This window comes from Peribacillus simplex, assembly GCF_030123325.1.
GTDB classification, from domain to species: Bacteria; Bacillota; Bacilli; order Bacillales; family DSM-1321; genus Peribacillus; species Peribacillus simplex_D.
Window position 1 is genome coordinate 4,105,193 of sequence record NZ_CP126106.1, and the last position, 19,623, is coordinate 4,124,815.

Sequence of the window (19,623 nt, forward strand, 5' to 3'; positions counted from 1 at the left end):
GTCAGGTTTGTCGGGAACGCCAATATGGTCCTTAAAATGCCCCGGTTCCATTTTTTAGCCGGGGCATTTCCTTTATACACTTTCTTTTTTCGATAGGTCCAAGGTTGTAAGGATTTGTTCCGACATCAATTCTTTTTTCAGTGCCTGATCCAGCACTTCTTTTACATTCGAAACGGGAATGATTTCTATATCCTTGATTTCAGATAGAAGCGGCTGCATGTTTTCGGCTGGGATGATTACTTTCTTTGCCCCTGCCAGTTTAGCCGCCTTGATTTTCGGAATGACACCGCCGATCGGTTTAACGCCGCCATGAATGCTTATTTCCCCAGTCATCGCCACGGTGTGATCAACAGGGATTTTATATATGGCCGAGTATATGCCTGTGGCCATTGCAATTCCTGCGGAAGGGCCATCAACTGGACTTCCGCCCGGAAAGTTCACATGGATATCGAATTGATCGGCAGGCACTCCCATCGACCGTAAAACCGTAATGACATTTTCTATCGAACCTTTTGCCATGCTCTTGCGGCGAACCGATTTGCCACTCCCGCCGCCGATACTTTCTTCTTCAACGATGCCGGTAATGTTTATCGAACCTTTTTCATCAGAGGCAGCCATGACCGTAACCTCGATTTCCAGCAACGCCCCGCTGTTGGGACCATAGACTGCAAGACCGTTGACAAGACCTATTTTAGAATTCGATTCTATTTTCCTGTCCATTCTTTGGGTCAGCTGGCTGCTATGGGCCATCCAATCTATATCTTCTTCTCTGATAAAAGTCCTGTTTTCATTAATTGATATTCCTGCAAGAGTCTGAATCATGTTGACGGCTTCCCTGCCATTTCGGGCATAATCCGAAATCGACTGCAAGCCTTTTTCACTGATGGTAATACCCACTTTGTCAGAGGCATTCTTAGCCACGGTGATTATTTCTTCCCGGTCAAGTTCACGGAAAAACACTTCTATGCATCTTGAACGTATCGCAGGCGCGATTTCGTTTGGCGTTCTTGTTGTAGCTCCAATCAGCCGAAAGTCAGCAGGGAGTCCATTTTTAAAAATATCATGGATGTGAGTGGGAATATTTTGATTTTCCTCTTGATAATAAGCACTTTCCAGAAAGACCTTGCGATCCTCCAATACCTTTAACAGTTTATTCATCTGTATTGGATGAAGCTCCCCTATTTCATCTATGAACAGTACGCCGCCATGAGCATTGCTGACTGCACCCTGCTTTGGCTGCGGAATGCCTGCCTGTCCCATTGCCCCGGCTCCTTGGTAGATTGGATCGTGCACAGAACCAATGAGCGGATCGGCAATCCCTCGTTCATCGAACCTGGCTGTGGTGGCGTCCAATTCAACGAAAACGGCCGAATTCTTAAAGGGGGATTTTCCATTTTTCTTCGCCTCTTCCAAAACAAGTCTGGCAGCTGCCGTTTTCCCTACCCCTGGAGGACCGTAAATTATCACATGCTGGGGGTTCGGCCCACATAAAGCAGCTTTTAAAGATTTAATCCCATCTTCTTGACCGACGATTTCATTAAATGTGCTTGGTCTAACCTTTTCTGCCAATGGCTCTGTTAACGAAATCGATCTCATCTTCCGTAATTGGTCCATCTCTTTACGTGAATCACGGTCAATGGAAACTTTTTGTGTCCGCTGGCCTTTCAATAAGTTCAAAAAATACAATCCAATAATGATCCCAAAAAACAGCTGGATAAACAACGCCAATCCTGTCCAATTCATCGTATTCCCTCCTGCACTCTCCTAGTTTGTCATTTCTGTTAGTATCTCCTTTGGGAGGGCGAAATTATCCAAGAAATTCGTGTTGAAAATTTTGGCGTTTTTATCCTAAATAACAACAATTTTAAAAAAAGACAAAGAAAAAGACTGCCAGGATGAACTGGCAGTCTTGCTTTTCCATATTATCAAGCAGATGTTTTCTTTTCTTGTCCTTTGATGGTTGTACCGTCTTTTAGGACGAGCTTTGGAGATTCATTTTTCGAAATCGTGCTGCCTGTGATTATGCATTTTGCTACATCATCACGTGAAGGCAGATCGAACATCACTTCAAGAATGATGCCTTCGATGATGGAGCGCAGACCACGTGCACCAGTTTTACGTTCAATTGCCTTTTTAGCAATTTCACTTAGCGCTTCCTGTTCGAATTCCAACTCAACATCGTCAAGCTCAAGCAATTTTTGATATTGTTTAACAAGGGCATTTTTCGGCTGTGTAAGGATTTCAATCAAAGCAGCTTCATCCAATTGCTCAAGAGTCGCAATTACCGGAAGACGTCCGATGAATTCCGGAATTAATCCGAAACGAAGCAAGTCTTCAGGAAGGACTTTGGAAAGCAATTCTTTTTCTGCAATATCATCCTTTTTCACGTCAGAGCCAAAGCCGATGACTTTTTGACCAAGACGGCGTTTGATGATCGGCTCGATGCCATCAAAGGCACCGCCGCAGATGAACAAAATATTGGTCGTATCGATTTGGATGAATTCCTGATGTGGATGTTTACGACCACCTTGAGGCGGAACGCTTGCAACCGTTCCTTCAAGTATTTTCAATAAAGCCTGTTGCACACCTTCACCAGACACGTCACGTGTAATGGAAGGATTTTCGGATTTACGGGCAACTTTATCGATTTCATCAATATAAATGATGCCTTTTTCCGCTTTTTCCACATCATAATCTGCTGCTTGGATCAATTTTAGCAGGATGTTTTCGACATCTTCCCCAACATATCCAGCTTCCGTCAATGAAGTGGCATCAGCAATGGCAAAAGGAACATTCAGTAATCGCGCCAATGTTTGCGCAAGAAGGGTTTTCCCGCTTCCCGTCGGTCCGATTAGGGCGATGTTACTTTTGGAAAGCTCCACATCGTCGACTTTGCTATTGGAATTGATACGTTTATAATGGTTGTAAACAGCGACAGCCAAAGATTTCTTTGCCTGTTCTTGTCCAATCACATATTCGTCAAGAATTTCGCGGATTTCCATAGGTTTAGGAACATCTCTGAATTCTACTTCTTCATCAGTGCCAAGCTCTTCCTCGACGATCTCCGTACAAAGTTCTATACACTCGTCACAAATATAGACACCTGGACCAGCAACCAGTTTACGGACTTGTTCTTGTGTTTTACCGCAAAAAGAACATTTTAACTGTCCTTTTTCATCATTAAATTTAAACATGTACGTTCACCCCTTTAAATACTCTTCCAACTCTATTACATAGCGGTACCCAATCGTAATGAAAAAAACTAGGCAACCATCTACTTAAACATTCCAAAATCCTAAGTATGTTTTGCATTTTATCATGTTCTTGGAAGTTTAGTAACAAAAATGCTCACGGTCCGAGTTGTTAAATAAGTACAATAATCAATCAATATGTATTTGCCCTTTACCAGTATGCCCAAAACCTTGGATCTTTAAAAGCAGGATTTGCTGTATAAATATGTATATGCGGTATTAGAACTAATCTACACCGAAATCCAAAAAAAATCAATCAGGAAATAACCGATAATTAAAATTCACACTAATTCTCAATATGTATAAAACAAGGCACGATTACTCGCGCCTTGTTTTTTTAAAGAAAATATTTTAATCTACTTATTTAATAAAAATTATTTTGCGTCAACTGTTTTGCTGTTTTCTACCAAGAAGTCAATCGCTTTCTTAATTTTAAGATCGCCTTTGATTCCTTCTAAGTTTCCAAGAGCTTGTTTGATCGCGTCAACTTCCATATTGTACATAGTAGCCATTTGTGCAAGTTCAGCTTCTACATCTTCGTCAGTAGCTTCAAGTTTTTCAACTTCAGCAATCGCTTCAAGAGTTAGGCTCGTACGAACTTGTCCTTCAGCTTCTTCTTTCATTTGCGCTTTTAAAGCTTCTTCGTCTTGACCTGAGAATTGGTAGTAAAGCTCCAAATTAAGACCTTGAGATTGAATGCGTTGAGAGAACTCATTCATCATGCGGTCAACTTCATTTGAAATCATTGCTTCAGGAACGTCTATTTCTGCACCTTCAACAGCTTTACCAATTACAGTGTTTTGAATGAAGTTTTCTTCTTCATGTTTTTTGTCATGCTCTAATTTATGTTTTGTTTTTTCTTTAAGTTCAGCCAAAGTTTCCACTTCGTCGTCGACATCTTTCGCGAACTCATCATCCAACTCAGGAAGTTGTTTTGTTTTGATTTCGTGAATTTTCACTTTGAATACTGCTGGTTTACCTGCAAGTTCAGCAGCATGGTATTCTTCAGGGAATGTAACTTCGATATCTTTTTCAGCGCCAGTTTCAAGACCTACAACTTGCTCTTCAAATCCTGGGATGAAAGAGTTTGAACCGATTTCCAATGAATGGTTTTCTGAAGCTCCGCCTTCGAATGCTTCACCATCAACGAATCCTTCAAAGTCAAGAACAACTGTATCGCCTTCAGCAACTTGTCCTTCTTCTTTAACGACAAGCTCAGCTTGACGCTCTTGCAAAGTTTTCAATTCGTTTTCAACATCTTCGTCAGTTACTTCAGTATTGAATTTTTCAACTTCAACACCTTTGTAATCTCCCAATTTAACTTCAGGCTTAACTGTTACAGTTGCAGTGAAGATCAGGTTTTCGCCTTTTTCCATTTTCTCGATGTCGATTTCTGGACGATCTACAGGCTGAATTCCAGCTTCTTCGACAGCATTTGCATAAGCATCCGGAAGAATGATATCAAGCGCATCTTGGTAAAGTGATTCTACGCCGAATTTTTTTTCGAACATTTGACGTGGCATTTTACCTTTACGGAAGCCAGGTACATTTACTTGTTTCACTACTTTTTTGAAAGCTGCGTCTAAACCTTCGTTTACTTTTGCAGCGTCAACTTCGATTGTTAGTACGCCTTGATTACCCTCTTGTTTTTCCCATTTTACAGACATGTGTTTCCCTCCAAAAAATCTATATACTTCAATAATAAGCATTGGATGAATATGCTTTGCAAGTGTTAACAAGTCATCCTTCAAATATACCCAAAAAATATTGGGGAAATCGTCAAAATTAGACGATTATACATTACAACCACTACATTATACCACAGGATTAATCTGTTACAACAGCAATAGCTTAAATAATGGGATAAGAAATTTCTTCAATTTCTTTTATATAGGAAAGAATATCCGCAACACTTTCCTCATCAGCATGGTAAATGTCCGCTAATTCCCTCATGAAAACTTCCCCGGTCATGTATTCTTCCGCCAAGGCATGGTAGGCAGCTGCCCACGCAGGCAAGCTTTCTGGTCCTGGTTCAAAAGGAAACAATAAAAAAGAATGACGTTCAATCAAACTATGGACCATTTCAAATAAGCTCGGATTGTCCTGACTGATTTCCTCTTCGGTCAGTCCGGTTACCTTCTTATAGAATGCCGTCTCCTTCAAACTTTTCAATTCCCTTGGTATGACCGACTTTGATTGATTGAATTTCTTCAACATCACTTCCTCGTTATATTCCTGGTCGATAAGGATGTTTAGGAGCATCGTTTTAAAGAAAGGGTGTCCCTCATCTTTTTGTAGAAATTCTTCGATTTGAGGGATAAATGGTCGAATATTGATATTCGTGAGTTTTGAAATGACCATAAACATTTCATTATCCGTTTTCCCTTCAAAAAGTTCATCCTCCTGCAATTCCTCTGAAAGCTGCTGCTTTTGCCTTTCCTTTTCCTCTTTTTTATCCTCGAGGGCCCTTTTACTGAACTGAAGCATCTTTTCAAAATGTTCCTCTTTATCAAAAGGGATTTGGTTTTCTTCAAATAGCAGTTCGATCGTCGTAACCATTTCCTGATGCTCGCCTAATTGCAGCAGTACCATCAAATAAATATTGATCAGTTGAAAGTAGTCGCCGATGCCTTTATTCAACATCTCTATACACAACTCTTTTGACTCCTGGTAATACTCAAGTTCGACTAATGAGACCACTAGTCCCATGCAAACTTCATCATTTTCGGGCTCATGCTCCCTGGCTTGGCTGAAAAGCTGTGCAGCCGCTTTAAAATTTCTGTTTCCAAGCTCATCCAGCCCTTTTACAATCAGCCTTTCACCGAGATTTGGAAAGGCGATAATTTTGGTTTCTCCGACCTTCTTTTCGTTGTTCTCATCATCCATCCTATTTTCCGCCTCACCGTTCGCTTTTTGAGAAACAGTTTAGCATGTAATAGCTGGAAACACAAAAAATTATTTGCCTGATGAACGCCTTTTCGTCATTCCCCGATAAAAAAAATCCCGCATCCTATCAATCATGAAAGGAGAACGGGAAATGACATTCTTCAATTAAATACTCGATATAGCCTTTTTTTGAGATTCATAGGCAGAAATCTCTTTATCATATTGAAGCGTTATAGAAATTTCATCCCAGCCTTTGATGAGCATTTCCTTCCAATATGGATGAATTTCAAAGCTTGTTTCAAACCCTTGACCATCCTTCAATGTCTGATTGGGAAGGTCGATCGTCAATTCATAATCTGGTGCCGACACTCTCTCCATTAAATAGTTTACTTCAGTCTGGGTTAAAGCGATGGGAACCATGCCATTTTTCATGCAATTACTTTTAAAGATATCAGCATAAGAAGGAGCGATGATGATATCGAATCCGTAGTCTTTCAATGACCAAGGGGCATGCTCACGCGAAGAACCGCAACCAAAATTCTCACCTGCTATTAAAATGGACGTGTTTTGATTATGGGGCTGATTCAATTCAAAATCAGGACGTTCCTTTCCCTTTTCATCAAAACGCCAGTTATAGAATAAAAACTCGCCAAATCCGCTTCGCTCAATCCGTTTTAAAAATTGCTTTGGAATGATTTGGTCCGTATCCACGTTTTTACGGTCAAGTGCCGCCGCTCTTCCTTTATATATAGTAATGGGTTCCATTCTCTGCACCTCCGGTTAATTCGTATTCTTAATGGACTTGTTCAGTTCTTTTCAAATTCCTGATATCGACAAACTTCCCATGAATGGCGGCCGCGGCAGCCATGGCCGGACTAACCAGGTGTGTTCTTGCTCCAGCTCCTTGCCTGCCTTCAAAGTTCCGATTACTTGTGGAGGCACAATGCTCACCGGCCGGAACAACGTCAGGATTCATGCTCAGGCACATGCTGCAGCCCGATTCACGCCATTCGAAGCCCGCTGATTTGAAGATCTCATCCAACCCTTCATCTTCCGCTTGCCTTTTGACACTTTGTGAACCGGGAACGACCATCGCCCGAACCCCTTTATGAACAGTTTGGCCATCGATCATTTCTGCGGCTTGCCGTAAGTCCTCAATGCGTGAATTGGTGCACGATCCTATGAATACATGTTGGACGGGAATTTCCGTGATCGGCATGCCTTCCTTAAGACCCATATACTCAATGGCCCGATTCAGTTCTTTAGGATCCATGATATCTTCTGCGAAGGTAGGTACTTTTCCGTCCACTCCACTAGCCATTCCAGGATTTGTCCCCCAGCTGACCATTGGTGAAATCAGACTGCCATCAAGAATGATTTCTTGGTCATATACAGCATCCTCATCACTGGAAAGTGACTTCCAGTCCTGAACACACCGCTCGAACTCTTCTCCCTTCGGCAAATATTTACGACCTTTCAAATAAGAGAAAGTTGTTTCATCCGGAGCTACCAGCCCGGCTCTTGCCCCGCCTTCGATCGACATATTGCAAACCGTCATTCTCTCTTCCATTGACATATCCCGGAAAACTTCCCCACAATACTCAATGATATGTCCCGTACCGAAATCGACACCGAATTTAGAAATTACATATAAAATGACATCTTTCGCCATCACGCCATGACCAAGCTTGCCATTAACCTCAAGCTTTAATGTTTTGGGCTTTGTTTGCCATAGGGTTTGTGTGGCCAAAACATGCTCGACCTCACTCGTACCGATTCCAAACGCAATCGAGCCAAACGCACCATGTGTGGAAGTATGACTGTCACCGCATACAATCGTCATCCCTGGCTGTGTAAGACCTAATTCCGGCCCGATAACGTGAACGATACCTTGATCCGGGCTGTCTAAATCAGCAAGACGGATACCGAACTCCTTACAGTTTTGCTCAAGCGCCTCTAATTGTTTCCTTGCAGTATCATCCTCGATGAAATAGCGATTAACGGTTGGCACATTATGATCCATTGTCGCGAAAGTGCGGTCGGGTCTCCTGACTGTGCGTCCTTTTAATCTCAAACCTTCAAATGCTTGCGGAGAGGTCACTTCATGAATATATTGAAGGTCTATATAAATTAGATCCGGTTTATTCTCCTCTTCATTTACAATATGGCGATCCCATATTTTCTCTATAATCGACTTTCCCATCACTATCCCACCTCGATCAATCTTGTATTTTTTTAAAAAACACGGCCTAATGTTAGGCCGTGAAAGAAGTTTATGCGTAAGCTCCCATGATGTTGGAAATGGCTTCCTGGTCTAAAAGATTTGCTTTAATTTCTGCAATCATTTCTGATGTAGAAGTAATATTCGGTTGGCCATTTGCGATATCGCCTGTTCTCAAGCCATATTCAAGGACCGTTTCCACCGCCTGCTCAACGGCTTTCGCTTCATCTTCCAAACCAAAGGATAGACGCAGCATGGAAGCCGCCGATAAAATCGTCCCAATCGGATTGGCCAGATTTTTACCCGCGATATCCGGTGCAGAGCCATGAATCGGTTCATATAGATTTGGCCCTTTTGTTGATATGGAGGCGGAAGGGAGCATTCCAAGCGAGCCGGTCAATACCGACGCTTCGTCGCTTAAAATATCACCGAACATATTCTCCGTCACGATAATATCAAATTGTTTCGGGTTTTTGATCAATTGCATGGCTGCATTATCAACAAGCATATGTTCAAGGGTTACATCCGGATAGTCCTTGGCAATTTCTTCAGCCGTCTCACGCCACATCCTGCTGGATTCAAGAACATTCGCTTTATCCACCGATGTTACTTTTTTCTTGCGATCCGACGCTAATGCAAAAGCAAGTTCAATGATGCGTTTCATTTCGCTTTTCTGATAGAAAAGTGTATCGACGACCGCCTCTTTCCCCTCTTTTTCAACGCGCTCACTTGGCTTTCCGAAATAAAGGCCGCCAGTTAGTTCCCTGACAATCACGAAATCCACATCTTCAATGAATTCCTTTTTAAGAGGAGAAGATTCCGACAAGCTGGAATAATAGCTGATTGGACGGATGTTAGCATAAAGATTCAAATCTTTCCGGATTTTCAGCAACCCTCGTTCCGGTCTTAGGTGCGCAGGCTGGTCATCCCACTTAGGTCCTCCAACGGCCCCTAATAATACCGCATCGCTGTTTTTACAAATCTCCACTGTTTCATCCGGCAGGGGCGTACCTGTGTTATCGATGGCCCCGCCGCCAATCTCACCATATTGAAATTCAAAATCGTGTCCATATCTTTGGGCAACGGCTTCGAGGATTTCTACAGCGCCTCTTGTTACTTCTTTCCCGATGCCATCTCCTTGAAGCACCGCAATATTCCTTTTCATCGAAATCTCCCCTTCCTATAGTAATACTGCTTTTTCTTCTAGTTCCTTCATGATGATCACACGGTTCACAGCATTCAAATATGCTTTGGCGGATGCTTCCAAGACGTCCTGATCGAGACCGCGGCCGCTTGTTTCCACTCCGTTATAATTAATTTTCACAAAAACCTGGGCAAGGGCATCCATTCCGCCGCCCACCGATTGAATTCGATAATCCAGCAAGCTGATCTCGCCGCCCAAACATCTTTCAAGCGTGTTGTATAAGGCTTCTACACTTCCTGCACCTGTAGCCGCTTCCTGAATCTCTTCATTGTCGCCTTTTTTCAGCGTGACCGTCGCAGTCGCCGTCTGATGGGTACCATGGGAAATCTGTAAGGAAACCATGTCATAAAAACTGATATCCGTCGCTTTCTCTTCAAGCACCAGCGCAACGATATCTTCATCTGTCATCGTCTTTTTATTATCGGCCAATTCCTTGAATTGGACGAATAACGAGTTCATTTCCTCATCCGTCACCGTAAATTTCAACTCTTTTAATCTTTCTTTGAAAGCATGGCGTCCTGAATGCTTTCCTAAAACGAGTGAATTGGACGAAACCCCTACCAGTTCAGGTGATATGATTTCGTATGTCGTTTTTTCTTTTAACACGCCATCCTGGTGAATGCCAGATTCATGTGCGTATGCATTGGCACCAATAATGGCTTTATTAGCAGGAACTTGCATTCCCGTAAGGCGGCTGACCAAATCACTGGTCCTTTTAATTTCATTCAATACAAGATCCGTTCCCGCTTGATAGAAATCTTTACGGATGTAGAGTGCCATTGCCACTTCTTCGAGCGCCACATTTCCGGCACGTTCTCCAATTCCGTTGATTGTGCCTTCGACTTGCGTAGCCCCGCCTTCGATGGCCGCCAATGAATTGGCTGTCGCCATTCCAAGATCGTCATGGCAGTGTGCGGATAAACTAACTTTATCAATAGAAGGAACATGTTCACGAAGGTACCTGAAAATGTTTCCGTATTCGATTGGAGCTGCATACCCTACAGTATCCGGGATGTTAATGACCTTGGCACCAGCTTGAATGACCGCTTCAACGATTTCAGCCAAATAGTCAAGTTCTGTACGGCTTGCATCTTCTGCAGACCATTGCACGATCGGAAAACGCGCCGCTCCGTACTTAACCATTTCAACCGCCTTTTCAATCACTTGCTGCTTCGACATTTTCAACTTATATTCACGATGAATGGGCGAAGTGGCGATGAACGTATGCAATCTTGGTTCTGCGCCGCCCCTTAATGAATCCCAAGCAGCATCAATATCGCCTTTTACAGCACGCGCCAGCCCTGTGACAGAGCTGTTTTTTATTTTGCGCGCGATTTCCTGTACGGAGTTGAAATCCCCTTTGGATGCTGCCGGAAAACCGGCTTCGATAATATCAACACCCAATCTTTCAAGCTGATAAGCAATTTCAAGTTTTTCGGTAAAATTCAAATTTACACCGGCTGATTGCTCCCCATCTCGAAGTGTAGTTTCAAAAATATTAATTTTTCGCAACGGCTACCACTTCTTTCTCTTTTTGTTGAGGTTTCACGAATGGCATCATTTTTCTTAATTCACGGCCAACCACTTCGATTTGATGTTGGTTTTCACGATTATTGATCGCATTGAAGACTGGACGATTCGCTTGGTTCTCCAAGATCCATCCTTTAGCGAACTCACCGTCTTGGATGTCTTTCAAGATCGCTTTCATTGACTCTTTCGTAGTTTCCGTCACAACGCGTGGTCCAGAAACGAAATCTCCCCATTGAGCTGTGTCAGAAATGGAATAGCGCATGTTTTCCATACCGCCTTCATACATAAGGTCGATGATTAATTTAAGTTCATGTAAACACTCGAAATATGCTACTTCCGGTTGGTATCCAGCTTCTGTCAAGGTTTCGAATCCAGCTTTCACAAGGGCAGTCAATCCGCCGCAAAGTACTGCCTGCTCTCCAAATAGATCCGTTTCCGTTTCTTCCTGGAAAGTGGTTTCCAAACCGCCAGCTCTTAAAGAACCGATTCCCCGAGCGTACGCAAGTGCCAATTCCCTTGCTTCACCCGTTACATTTTGATAGATGGCGAATAATGCCGGCACCCCTGCACCTTGTTCATATGTACGGCGAACAAGATGTCCCGGACCTTTTGGAGCGACTAATAATACATCCACGTCTGCCGGAGGAACGATTTGATTGAAATGGACGTTGAATCCGTGTGCGAACATTAACGCTTGACCTGCACGCAATACCGGTTTGATTTCTTCTTGGTATACTTTCGGCTGAGTTTCATCCGGTAATAGGTTCATGATTACGTCCGCCTGTTCAGCTGCTTCTTTCACTGTGTAAACATTAAAGCCGTCTTCCACCGCTTTATCGAATGATTTACCTTTCCTGATTCCGATGATTACATCTACACCGCTGTCACGTAGGTTTTGTGCGTGTGCGTGTCCTTGTGAACCATATCCGATTACCGCTACCTTTTTATTGTTGAAAAAATTCTCGTTTGCTTCTGCGTTATAATATACTTTTGCCATAATAATTACATCTCCCTTTTCATCATTGTTTTTGTTTTGTTTTTTTGTTTTGGTTTATACGATTGTCGCACTCTTAGCGTGTGCAATTTGCATTCCACGCGGGATAGCGGCTGTCCCTGTCCTTGCCAATTCCTTGATGCCATATGGCTTGATCAGTTCAATGAAGGCTTCGATCTTATCCGATTCCCCAGTGATTTGAACTGTCAGGCTATCTTTACTGACATCTATAACTGACGCTCGGAAGGGTTCGATGACTGAATAAATCTCAGCTCGGGTTTGCGTGGTCACCAATATTTTGATGAGTGCAAGTTCCCTCGCCACAATCGATTGATTCGTAATATCAAATACTTTCAAAACATCGATCTGCTTATTCAATTGCTTGGTGATCTGTTCAATGACAGCTTCGTCATCAACATCGACCACGAAGGTCATCCTTGAAATGCCATTCTGTTCGGAGGGTCCGACAGTCATGCTTTCAATGTTATAATTTCTTTTCGTGAACAGGTTCGTAATCCGATTCAGGACGCCTGGCCGGTTGTTCACGGTGAGGCTAAGAATTCCCTTCATTGATTAAACTCCTTCCATTTCATCAAGCCCTTTTCCTTGTGCTACCATCGGGAAGACATTTTCGTTTTGTTTTACACGGAAATCAATTAACACCGGACCATCAGTCTTTAACGCAACATCCAGGCAGTTGCTTGCCTCTTCCTCCGTCGTCACTTTGTATCCTGGAATTCCATAAGCATCGGCCAATTTCACGAAATCCGGATGCGATTGAAAAATACTGTGTGAGAAACGGTTATCATGAAAGAGTTCCTGCCACTGTCTTACCATCCCGAGTGCCCCGTTGTTGACGATGATGATCTTGATTGGCAGATTCATTTCGGCAATGACCGAAAGTTCCTGCAGGCACATCTGGAATCCGCCATCCCCCGATATGGAAAGCACCGTCGCTTTCGGATTCGCCAGTTGCGCTCCGAGAGCCGAAGGTAGGCCAAAGCCCATCGTCCCCAATCCACCGGAAGTGACCCATGAATTCGGTTTGTTAAACGGATAGTATTGTGCTGCCCACATTTGATGCTGTCCAACATCCGTCGTAACAATGGCCTCCCCATTCGTTTTTTCATGAAGCATCTGGATGACACGCTGAGGTTTCAGTACGCCTTCTTCATGTGTATAACGCAATGGGAACTCTTCATTCCATGCCGTCAGCTGCGTTGTCCATACATCAATTTCCGGTTTCTTGCCATTTTGCGCAATCAATTCCGCCAGTGCTTCCTTGGCACTTCCGACGACCGGAATTTTTGTCTGAACATTTTTACCGATTTCCGCTGGATCAATATCGATATGGGCCACTGTTGCATGCTGTGCGAATTTCGCTAGATTCCCAGTCAATCGATCATCGAACCTGGCACCGATATTGATTAATAGATCACATTTTGATAACGCCATGTTTGCTGCATAGCAGCCATGCATACCACCCATTCCGATAAAGAGAGGATGTTCGGCCGGAAAGCCTCCAAGGCCCAATAAAGTGTGGACGACAGGAATGCCTTGCTGCTCGACATATTCCTTTAATAGATGGGAGGCCTTTGCATGCAGGACTCCTGCCCCTGCAAGAATGACCGGTCTTTTCGCTCCGCTTACGGCTTCAACAAGCTTTCTGATTTGTAAGTAATTAGGCTTGGTCGTCGGCTGATAGCCAGGGAGATCCATTTCTGGCTCCTTATCCGTCGATTCACCTTCTATAATGGCCATATCCTTAGGTATATCGATTAATACTGGACCGGGGCGGCCGCTTGAAGCGATATAAAAAGCTTCTTTTATAATGCGCGGAAGGTCTTCCGGCTTCCTCACCTGATAGTTATGTTTTGTAATCGGGGTAGTGATCCCCAGTACATCAGCTTCCTGGAATGCATCCGAACCAATTACACTGGTAGCAACCTGACCCGAAATTACCACAAGCGGTAAAGAGTCAATCATTGCATCGGCCAAACCGGTGACAATGTTCGTTGCCCCTGGACCGGATGTGACTATGACCACCCCCGGCTTGCCGGTAATCCTGGCGTATCCCTCGGCTGCATGAATCGCACCTTGTTCGTGCCTTGTCAAAATATGAAAAAGTTCTGAACTGTAAAGCTTGTCATAAATCGGCAATACAGATCCACCCGGATAACCAAAGATGACTTCAACATTTTCCTTTTTCAATGCATCCAGCAGAAATTCGGCTCCACTATAATGTGTCTTTCCACTCTTCCGATCAGCAACAACTGACTTTTGTGTCATTTCGTAAAAACCTCCTTCACTTTTCCACTAAATGTTTTCCTAAGATTCAGAATTTTCAGCTTTTTAAGCATACAAAAAAGCCTTTTCACCCCAAATGTACTTGCACTCGGCAAGTTAAAGGGGTGAAAAGGCTTGATGAGCCACTCCACGGTACCACCCTTTTTCGCATGAAACTCCATGCGCACTTTGAATAGCCTACACTATTCTCTGTTTTGGTAACGGGTACTGGTACGCACCCGTTCAGCCCTACTAGTCTGACGTTCAAGCTGAAACTCCAAGGTGAGTTCATCTTTTGGGACAATACCGGCTCTCAGCTACCCGGCTCTCTGTGACTGCCTTTTTAAAAGACTACTTATCCTCTTCAATGCTTTTCGCATTATTCACATTTTTTGAAACGCTTATGTTTGATGTCTTGTATTTGTGATTATCTTACGTGTATTTAAGGTAGTAGTCAACAGGTTTTTTGAAATTTTTTGATAATTCCAAATTGAAAGATTTGTTGTATACGCTTACATACCTATCATGACCACATTCTACAAAAGAAAAGTTTTTTCAATTTTTAATCAAAAAAACTTCAACTGCCCCATTACATTAAATTTCTCCACTGAAATATCCTCGCACTACCCACATGATGCCAGCCACCAGTAATGATTTTCTCAAATTGCGGAGGTGAAGATTATCCAAAAAAAGACAGAGGGCTGAACACAGGTGATATTACTCATCCCCTGGTCCAGCCCTTTGGTTCATTTAGCCAATACATCCTCGTATTCTGCATTTTTTTCAAATTGTTTTTGAACGAACGAACATACCGGAACAATTTTCAGTTTTTCCTCCCTTGCGAACCCTATTACCTTTTCAACAAGGGCATTTCCTACCTTTTGCCCGCGAAGCTTGTCAGAAACAACGGTATGATCGACCGTGATTTCATCATCACCTGATTTAAAGAATGTGATTTCCGCTAGTTTCTCACCAGATTCTTCGACAAAAAAAGAACTTTCACCTTTTTTGATATCCACCATCTTGATGACCTCCTTATAGTTCCTCTTTATCATATCTCACAAAATGGAAATTAAACAAATATTTAAAACGCAATCGAAATTGAATGACGTAAAGTACTTCCAAGAGTTTCAAGCTAGCATTGACCATGTGAAGTTTATTTACAAAATGAAGGTGGCTGTTAAATATTTTTTCAAGGAAGGCAAAAGACAAAACTTGATCGTTCTTTTCCTCGCTGCTGATATGCACTTCCGGTAAAAACTAAGTTTTTCCATAGCTGACGTGTAAAATACTGAATGAAATTATTTTTAAAAGGTTTTAATTACTCTTTCAAACCCAAATGAAATACAGTGCTTTTCAAGCTTTCGTTTTTTGATAGCTTTCACTTAATGGAAGAAATCTTTCCATGATGATGTAAGAATAAGTGTATAATAGTAGAAACTAAAAAAACTGTCCTATAGGTTAGGACAGTTTTAAACTTTTATGAAAACAAAATATAAAATGATCATCGATAACAATACGACCATAAAAACAGCGATCAGAATGACGTGCGCACTTGAAGGCCGGAACGTCCCTTCATTGATTTGCCGCTTCTTCTGAAGATAACCGAATGTCGCCAGAACTGTAATCACAAGGCCCAAGGCACACGTAAACATCCCCAGCACGATACTGATCAAGTCAATCCGGTCATCCCGATGCACACCAATCGTAAAATGCAGGCTTGTCGCCAGAAAACCAACCCCCACTATCGCAATCACCGTTCTTATCCACGCTAAGAAGGTGCGTTCATTAGCAAGATGCTGCTGGGCATATTTCAATTGGTCTTTCTCCATGTCATCACCTTAATCGCACGATTTTGATCAATCTTAAAAAATCATCTTTTCAGTAGCCGAAAGGCCCTGAACATAGACCCCACAAACATTAGCCCTGCACCGCCGAGCAATAAATATATACATAGTGTTTTATCAATGACATTCAAAGGATAAAGCAATGCCCCCAGCGCAACGACTGCTCCTATCCCCGTTATGGCCCATCCTATTTTTTTCATTCGCAACTCCTAAAATTAATTATTTAGTGAAGGTCCCTGGTTTCCCCTTATTTTAAAAAGTCCCCTCATTACTAGCTTAAACCATTTAAAAACTAACAACAAGTGAGATCCCCTAATTATCTTCACGCAAAAAAGAGCCATAAATGACTCCCTGTTTTGAACACGCCCAAACCCAGCCTTTTTTTATCCTTTTCCATATATTCGTTTATTTTTCTTCTTCCCACCCATACCCGAAGTTCCCTTTTGCAAAGGGTGGCAATTCCGTGTATCAGGAGACCAATCCCCACCCTCCAAAGGGATGAAGGAACCACCAATAACCAGGAGGCGGGAATCGCGGAGAATCTCTAAAGGCTGCAAACAAGTCAGTTGGATTTCATTCTATTGTATCCCCGTTCTTCGTACGGCTGTATTTTTTCCAGCCACTCTTCTTCAAGTTTTTTCAATTCCCGTTTAGCATCAAAAAAACCTGTTTCTTTCGGTTTCAATACCTGCAGTACCTCAAAAGAAAAAGCATCTTTCCCATATTCGTTCCACTCACCTTGCAGCACTTTATTCGTGTTTGTTCCGATTTCCAATTCAAATTGTTTCCCCTTCAACGTCTTTAAATTCCTGGTGCTTCCGATAAAGACTTTATTATTTACCGTATTTCTTATTTGATATACACCTGCTTCAACTTTCGTTTCTTTATATAATTGCTTCAATTCTTTTTTTCGATCCATATTTCTTGCCTCCAGTCATCATTTCTTCAGCCAATATTGGCTCCCATCAGCCTTTCTATCCAAGAATCCATATTCTATTAAATATCTTCTCAATAGAACATGATCAGGATAAACGGCACCCAATATTTGATTGATTTCTTTCTCTTCGTATTTCCGCTCTTTTTCAAATCGGTTGATAATTTCTTGGAGAATGATCAGTCTTTGTTTTTCCTTTGGCGGGAAAGACTTTAATGTATCCTGACTGCCTTTAGGGAAGTATTTTTTCAGTACAGCCACCTTTTCATCCTCGGTAACGTTATAACGATCATCGACCATCCTCGCTTTTTGATGAAGCGGGATGAATGCCGGCGCATGTTCATCTTTATCTTTCAAAAGTTCCATCAAGGCTAAAAACAACTTAGCCTGACGCTCTTTCTCTTTCAACACAAAGCGATGGTTCCTAATGGTGGAAGGACTCCCAATCCCCATTTCCTCCTGAACCTCAGCATCATTCTTCCCTTGGTAAAAAAGGCGAAGCAGGCGATTTTGATGGTCCGTGAGACCCGTAAGTTTTTTATCGAGATCAATCAAGTAATCGAAAACGGAGCGGTGTGCATGTTCAATATGAATTCCCATATACCTCTTCGCTTCATAAAGAACCCCATCTTTCGGGTATACGATCCCCTTTTCAATTGCATTTCCACACAGCAAACAAACATATTGATTCTCACCTTCGATATACCCTTGTTTAAGCTCATCCTGAGATGCACTCCAAAACATTTCAGCGTCCTTCATTAAACAAACACTTCCCTAAAAAGTTTATAATATAATAAACATAATATTAATTTGTTTGCTTTATGTCAATGTTTTTCCTGTTTTTTATAACTCCAGCAACCTGAGATCATAAAAAAGATTAATTAGAATTAGATATAAAAAAAAGCATCCGATCACGGATGCCTTTTTTTCTGTCATATGAAATTTCGTTAGAGCTCATTAAGTATTAGCTTGGCACAAACTTAAGTATTCCTTCCAGATAAACACCTTGTTCTTTTCGTGTGCATTCCCTCAACTTGATTCTTCCTTCTTTTTCTAACTCCTTGGCTAATTGGACCACTTCAGTTCCACCTTCGGTTATTTCGACTGAGAAGAAATTGCCCCGAGTGGAAGTTTGAATGAACTTAAATAATTTATCTTTATTCATCGAAACATCTCCTTATTTATAACAAGTTCGACATAAAAGGTCATCCACCTGCGATAAATATGAAATAAAAAACATCTTGCTGCATATCATCCATAAAACAAAAAGAAAAAAGCCAAAACCTTTTAAAGGTTTTGGCTTTAAGTTAGCGTCCCAGGAGAGATTCGAACTCCCGACCGACGCCTTAGAAGGGCGTTGCTCTATCCAGCTGAGCTACTGAGACATATCGCTATTTTTCTTCAGTTCAGTATAACGGCCACTTTTCGAACTTAGACCGTAACAGTAATTCTTATTATAACTTAGTATAATACTCATTGCAATACTAGTAATATTTAATTTTGAAGAGTTTTAGAACATCCCTGCCATTAATTCAATAATTATCATGGTATTTGAATGAAGTTTGCAGTAAAAAAATGGAGAATACACTTTATCGAACAATTAGAAGTTAACTTATTTCTACTTCAACATCTGATAAGCTTTTTTTGGTCATACGAAAAAACCTTCTATATAGAAGGTTTTCGTAGCGGGATTTAAATCCACTAAGTTAGTGTCCCAGGAGAGATTCGAACTCCCGACCGACGCCTTAGAAGGGCGTTGCTCTATCCAGCTGAGCTACTGAGACGTTTATGATATAAGTTGCGGTAAAACTTATGTATTACCTTAACTGTTCCCTTAGGACACTTCTTATTATAGTAGGATATCAAAAGAAAGTCAACGGCTTTTCATAAAAAGTTTTTTCTTTTTTACGAACCAGGAAGCGGGTAAAAACGCTTCCTGTTCATAATACATGAAGTCATTCCATTTGATAAGCATTTCTTAGTTCCTCAACGATTTTTCCTTCAAGGTCATAAAAGATGATTTCAAGTTGGTCATTTCCGATATCCAAAATGGCATAGGTTTTCTCTTTTCGTCCACGCGGCTGCCGTATGCTTCCCGGGTTGATGAAGAGCTTGCCGTCAATCAATTCTGAACCCGCAGCGTGGGAATGGCCAAAGCAAATAATATCCGCCCCTGTCTCTTCACTTTTATATGATAGGTTCATCAAGGTCATATTTATGTTATAGAGGTGTCCATGCGTAAGGAAGAAACGCTTGCCTGCAATACTCTCGACAATATCATTCGGATATGCCGAATCATGGTCACAATTCCCACGAACGGCTAAGAACTCCGACATGTGGGGGTCATTTCTTTCCAACTCTGAATCACCGCAATGGATCATGGCAGCAACCTCTTGTTTATGACGGTCGGCAATCATGCTGATTTCATGAGTTAAGCCATGACTGTCACTCATTATTAGCACTTTCATCG

General features: G+C 42.0%; 18 protein-coding genes, 2 tRNA genes and 1 other annotated feature. All 20 genes read right to left on the bottom strand.

Going from position 1 to position 19,623, the window contains the following annotated elements:
- Positions 1-72: 72 nt before the first annotated feature.
- Positions 73-1,743: an ATP-dependent protease LonB gene (gene lonB, locus QNH43_RS19435; RefSeq protein WP_283915318.1), complete on the bottom strand. Its 1,671-nt coding sequence runs from the start codon at positions 1,741-1,743 to the stop codon at positions 73-75.
- A 182-nt stretch (positions 1,744-1,925) separates the two neighbouring features.
- A complete protein-coding gene (gene clpX, locus QNH43_RS19440; RefSeq protein ID WP_076364914.1) occupies positions 1,926-3,194 on the bottom strand; it encodes an ATP-dependent protease ATP-binding subunit ClpX in 1,269 nt (422 codons plus the stop codon).
- A 431-nt stretch (positions 3,195-3,625) separates the two neighbouring features.
- Positions 3,626-4,918: a trigger factor gene (gene tig / locus QNH43_RS19445; protein ID WP_283915319.1), complete on the bottom strand. Its 1,293-nt coding sequence runs from the start codon at positions 4,916-4,918 to the stop codon at positions 3,626-3,628.
- Between the two features lie 184 nt (positions 4,919-5,102).
- Complete coding sequence (locus QNH43_RS19450; protein WP_076364910.1) at positions 5,103-6,137, bottom strand: tetratricopeptide repeat protein; 1,035 nt, start codon at positions 6,135-6,137, stop codon at positions 5,103-5,105.
- Between the two features lie 165 nt (positions 6,138-6,302).
- The gene (gene leuD / locus QNH43_RS19455) at positions 6,303-6,902 is read right to left on the bottom strand and encodes a 3-isopropylmalate dehydratase small subunit (protein WP_283915320.1); all 600 of its coding nucleotides are present in this window, start codon (positions 6,900-6,902) and stop codon (positions 6,303-6,305) included.
- A 28-nt stretch (positions 6,903-6,930) separates the two neighbouring features.
- Positions 6,931-8,340: a 3-isopropylmalate dehydratase large subunit gene (leuC, locus tag QNH43_RS19460; protein WP_283915321.1), complete on the bottom strand. Its 1,410-nt coding sequence runs from the start codon at positions 8,338-8,340 to the stop codon at positions 6,931-6,933.
- 70 nt (positions 8,341-8,410) lie between these two features.
- Positions 8,411-9,523 (bottom strand): 3-isopropylmalate dehydrogenase, encoded by a 1,113-nt coding sequence (gene leuB, locus QNH43_RS19465; protein WP_076364904.1) that lies wholly within the window; start codon positions 9,521-9,523, stop codon positions 8,411-8,413.
- A gap of 15 nt (positions 9,524-9,538) precedes the next feature.
- Positions 9,539-11,074 carry a 2-isopropylmalate synthase gene (locus QNH43_RS19470; RefSeq protein WP_283915322.1) on the bottom strand — a complete coding sequence of 512 codons (1,536 nt, stop codon included), beginning with the start codon at positions 11,072-11,074 and terminating at the stop codon, positions 9,539-9,541.
- Entirely contained in the window at positions 11,061-12,089 is a 1,029-nt protein-coding gene (ilvC, locus tag QNH43_RS19475) for a ketol-acid reductoisomerase (RefSeq protein WP_076364900.1), read from the bottom strand. The genes QNH43_RS19470 and ilvC overlap by 14 nt, the downstream gene beginning before the upstream one ends.
- A 54-nt stretch (positions 12,090-12,143) precedes the next feature.
- Positions 12,144-12,656: an acetolactate synthase small subunit gene (gene ilvN, locus QNH43_RS19480; RefSeq protein ID WP_076364898.1), complete on the bottom strand. Its 513-nt coding sequence runs from the start codon at positions 12,654-12,656 to the stop codon at positions 12,144-12,146.
- A 3-nt stretch (positions 12,657-12,659) separates the two neighbouring features.
- Positions 12,660-14,375: an acetolactate synthase large subunit gene (ilvB, locus tag QNH43_RS19485; protein ID WP_283915323.1), complete on the bottom strand. Its 1,716-nt coding sequence runs from the start codon at positions 14,373-14,375 to the stop codon at positions 12,660-12,662.
- A 115-nt stretch (positions 14,376-14,490) separates the two neighbouring features.
- Positions 14,491-14,749 (bottom strand) — a binding site (T-box leader).
- 369 nt (positions 14,750-15,118) lie between these two features.
- On the bottom strand, positions 15,119-15,394 hold the full coding sequence (locus tag QNH43_RS19490; RefSeq protein ID WP_081395481.1) for a GNAT family N-acetyltransferase: 276 nt from the start codon (positions 15,392-15,394) through the stop codon (positions 15,119-15,121).
- 450 nt (positions 15,395-15,844) lie between these two features.
- Complete coding sequence (locus tag QNH43_RS19495; protein WP_076364888.1) at positions 15,845-16,204, bottom strand: YidH family protein; 360 nt, start codon at positions 16,202-16,204, stop codon at positions 15,845-15,847.
- Positions 16,205-16,245: 41 nt separating this feature from the next.
- The gene (locus tag QNH43_RS19500) at positions 16,246-16,419 is read right to left on the bottom strand and encodes a hypothetical protein (RefSeq protein WP_283915324.1); all 174 of its coding nucleotides are present in this window, start codon (positions 16,417-16,419) and stop codon (positions 16,246-16,248) included.
- 362 nt (positions 16,420-16,781) lie between these two features.
- Positions 16,782-17,138: a GIY-YIG nuclease family protein gene (locus tag QNH43_RS19505; protein ID WP_076364886.1), complete on the bottom strand. Its 357-nt coding sequence runs from the start codon at positions 17,136-17,138 to the stop codon at positions 16,782-16,784.
- Positions 17,139-17,156: 18 nt separating this feature from the next.
- Entirely contained in the window at positions 17,157-17,912 is a 756-nt protein-coding gene (locus QNH43_RS19510; protein WP_076364884.1) for a DUF2087 domain-containing protein, read from the bottom strand.
- A 205-nt stretch (positions 17,913-18,117) separates the two neighbouring features.
- Positions 18,118-18,318: a hypothetical protein gene (locus QNH43_RS19515; protein ID WP_283915325.1), complete on the bottom strand. Its 201-nt coding sequence runs from the start codon at positions 18,316-18,318 to the stop codon at positions 18,118-18,120.
- Positions 18,319-18,464: 146 nt separating this feature from the next.
- Positions 18,465-18,538 (bottom strand) — tRNA-Arg (locus tag QNH43_RS19520).
- A 325-nt stretch (positions 18,539-18,863) separates the two neighbouring features.
- Positions 18,864-18,937, bottom strand: a tRNA-Arg gene (locus QNH43_RS19525).
- A gap of 171 nt (positions 18,938-19,108) precedes the next feature.
- Positions 19,109-19,621 (bottom strand): metallophosphoesterase family protein, encoded by a 513-nt coding sequence (locus QNH43_RS19530; protein WP_283915326.1) that lies wholly within the window; start codon positions 19,619-19,621, stop codon positions 19,109-19,111.
- Between the last annotated feature and the right edge of the window lie 2 nt (positions 19,622-19,623).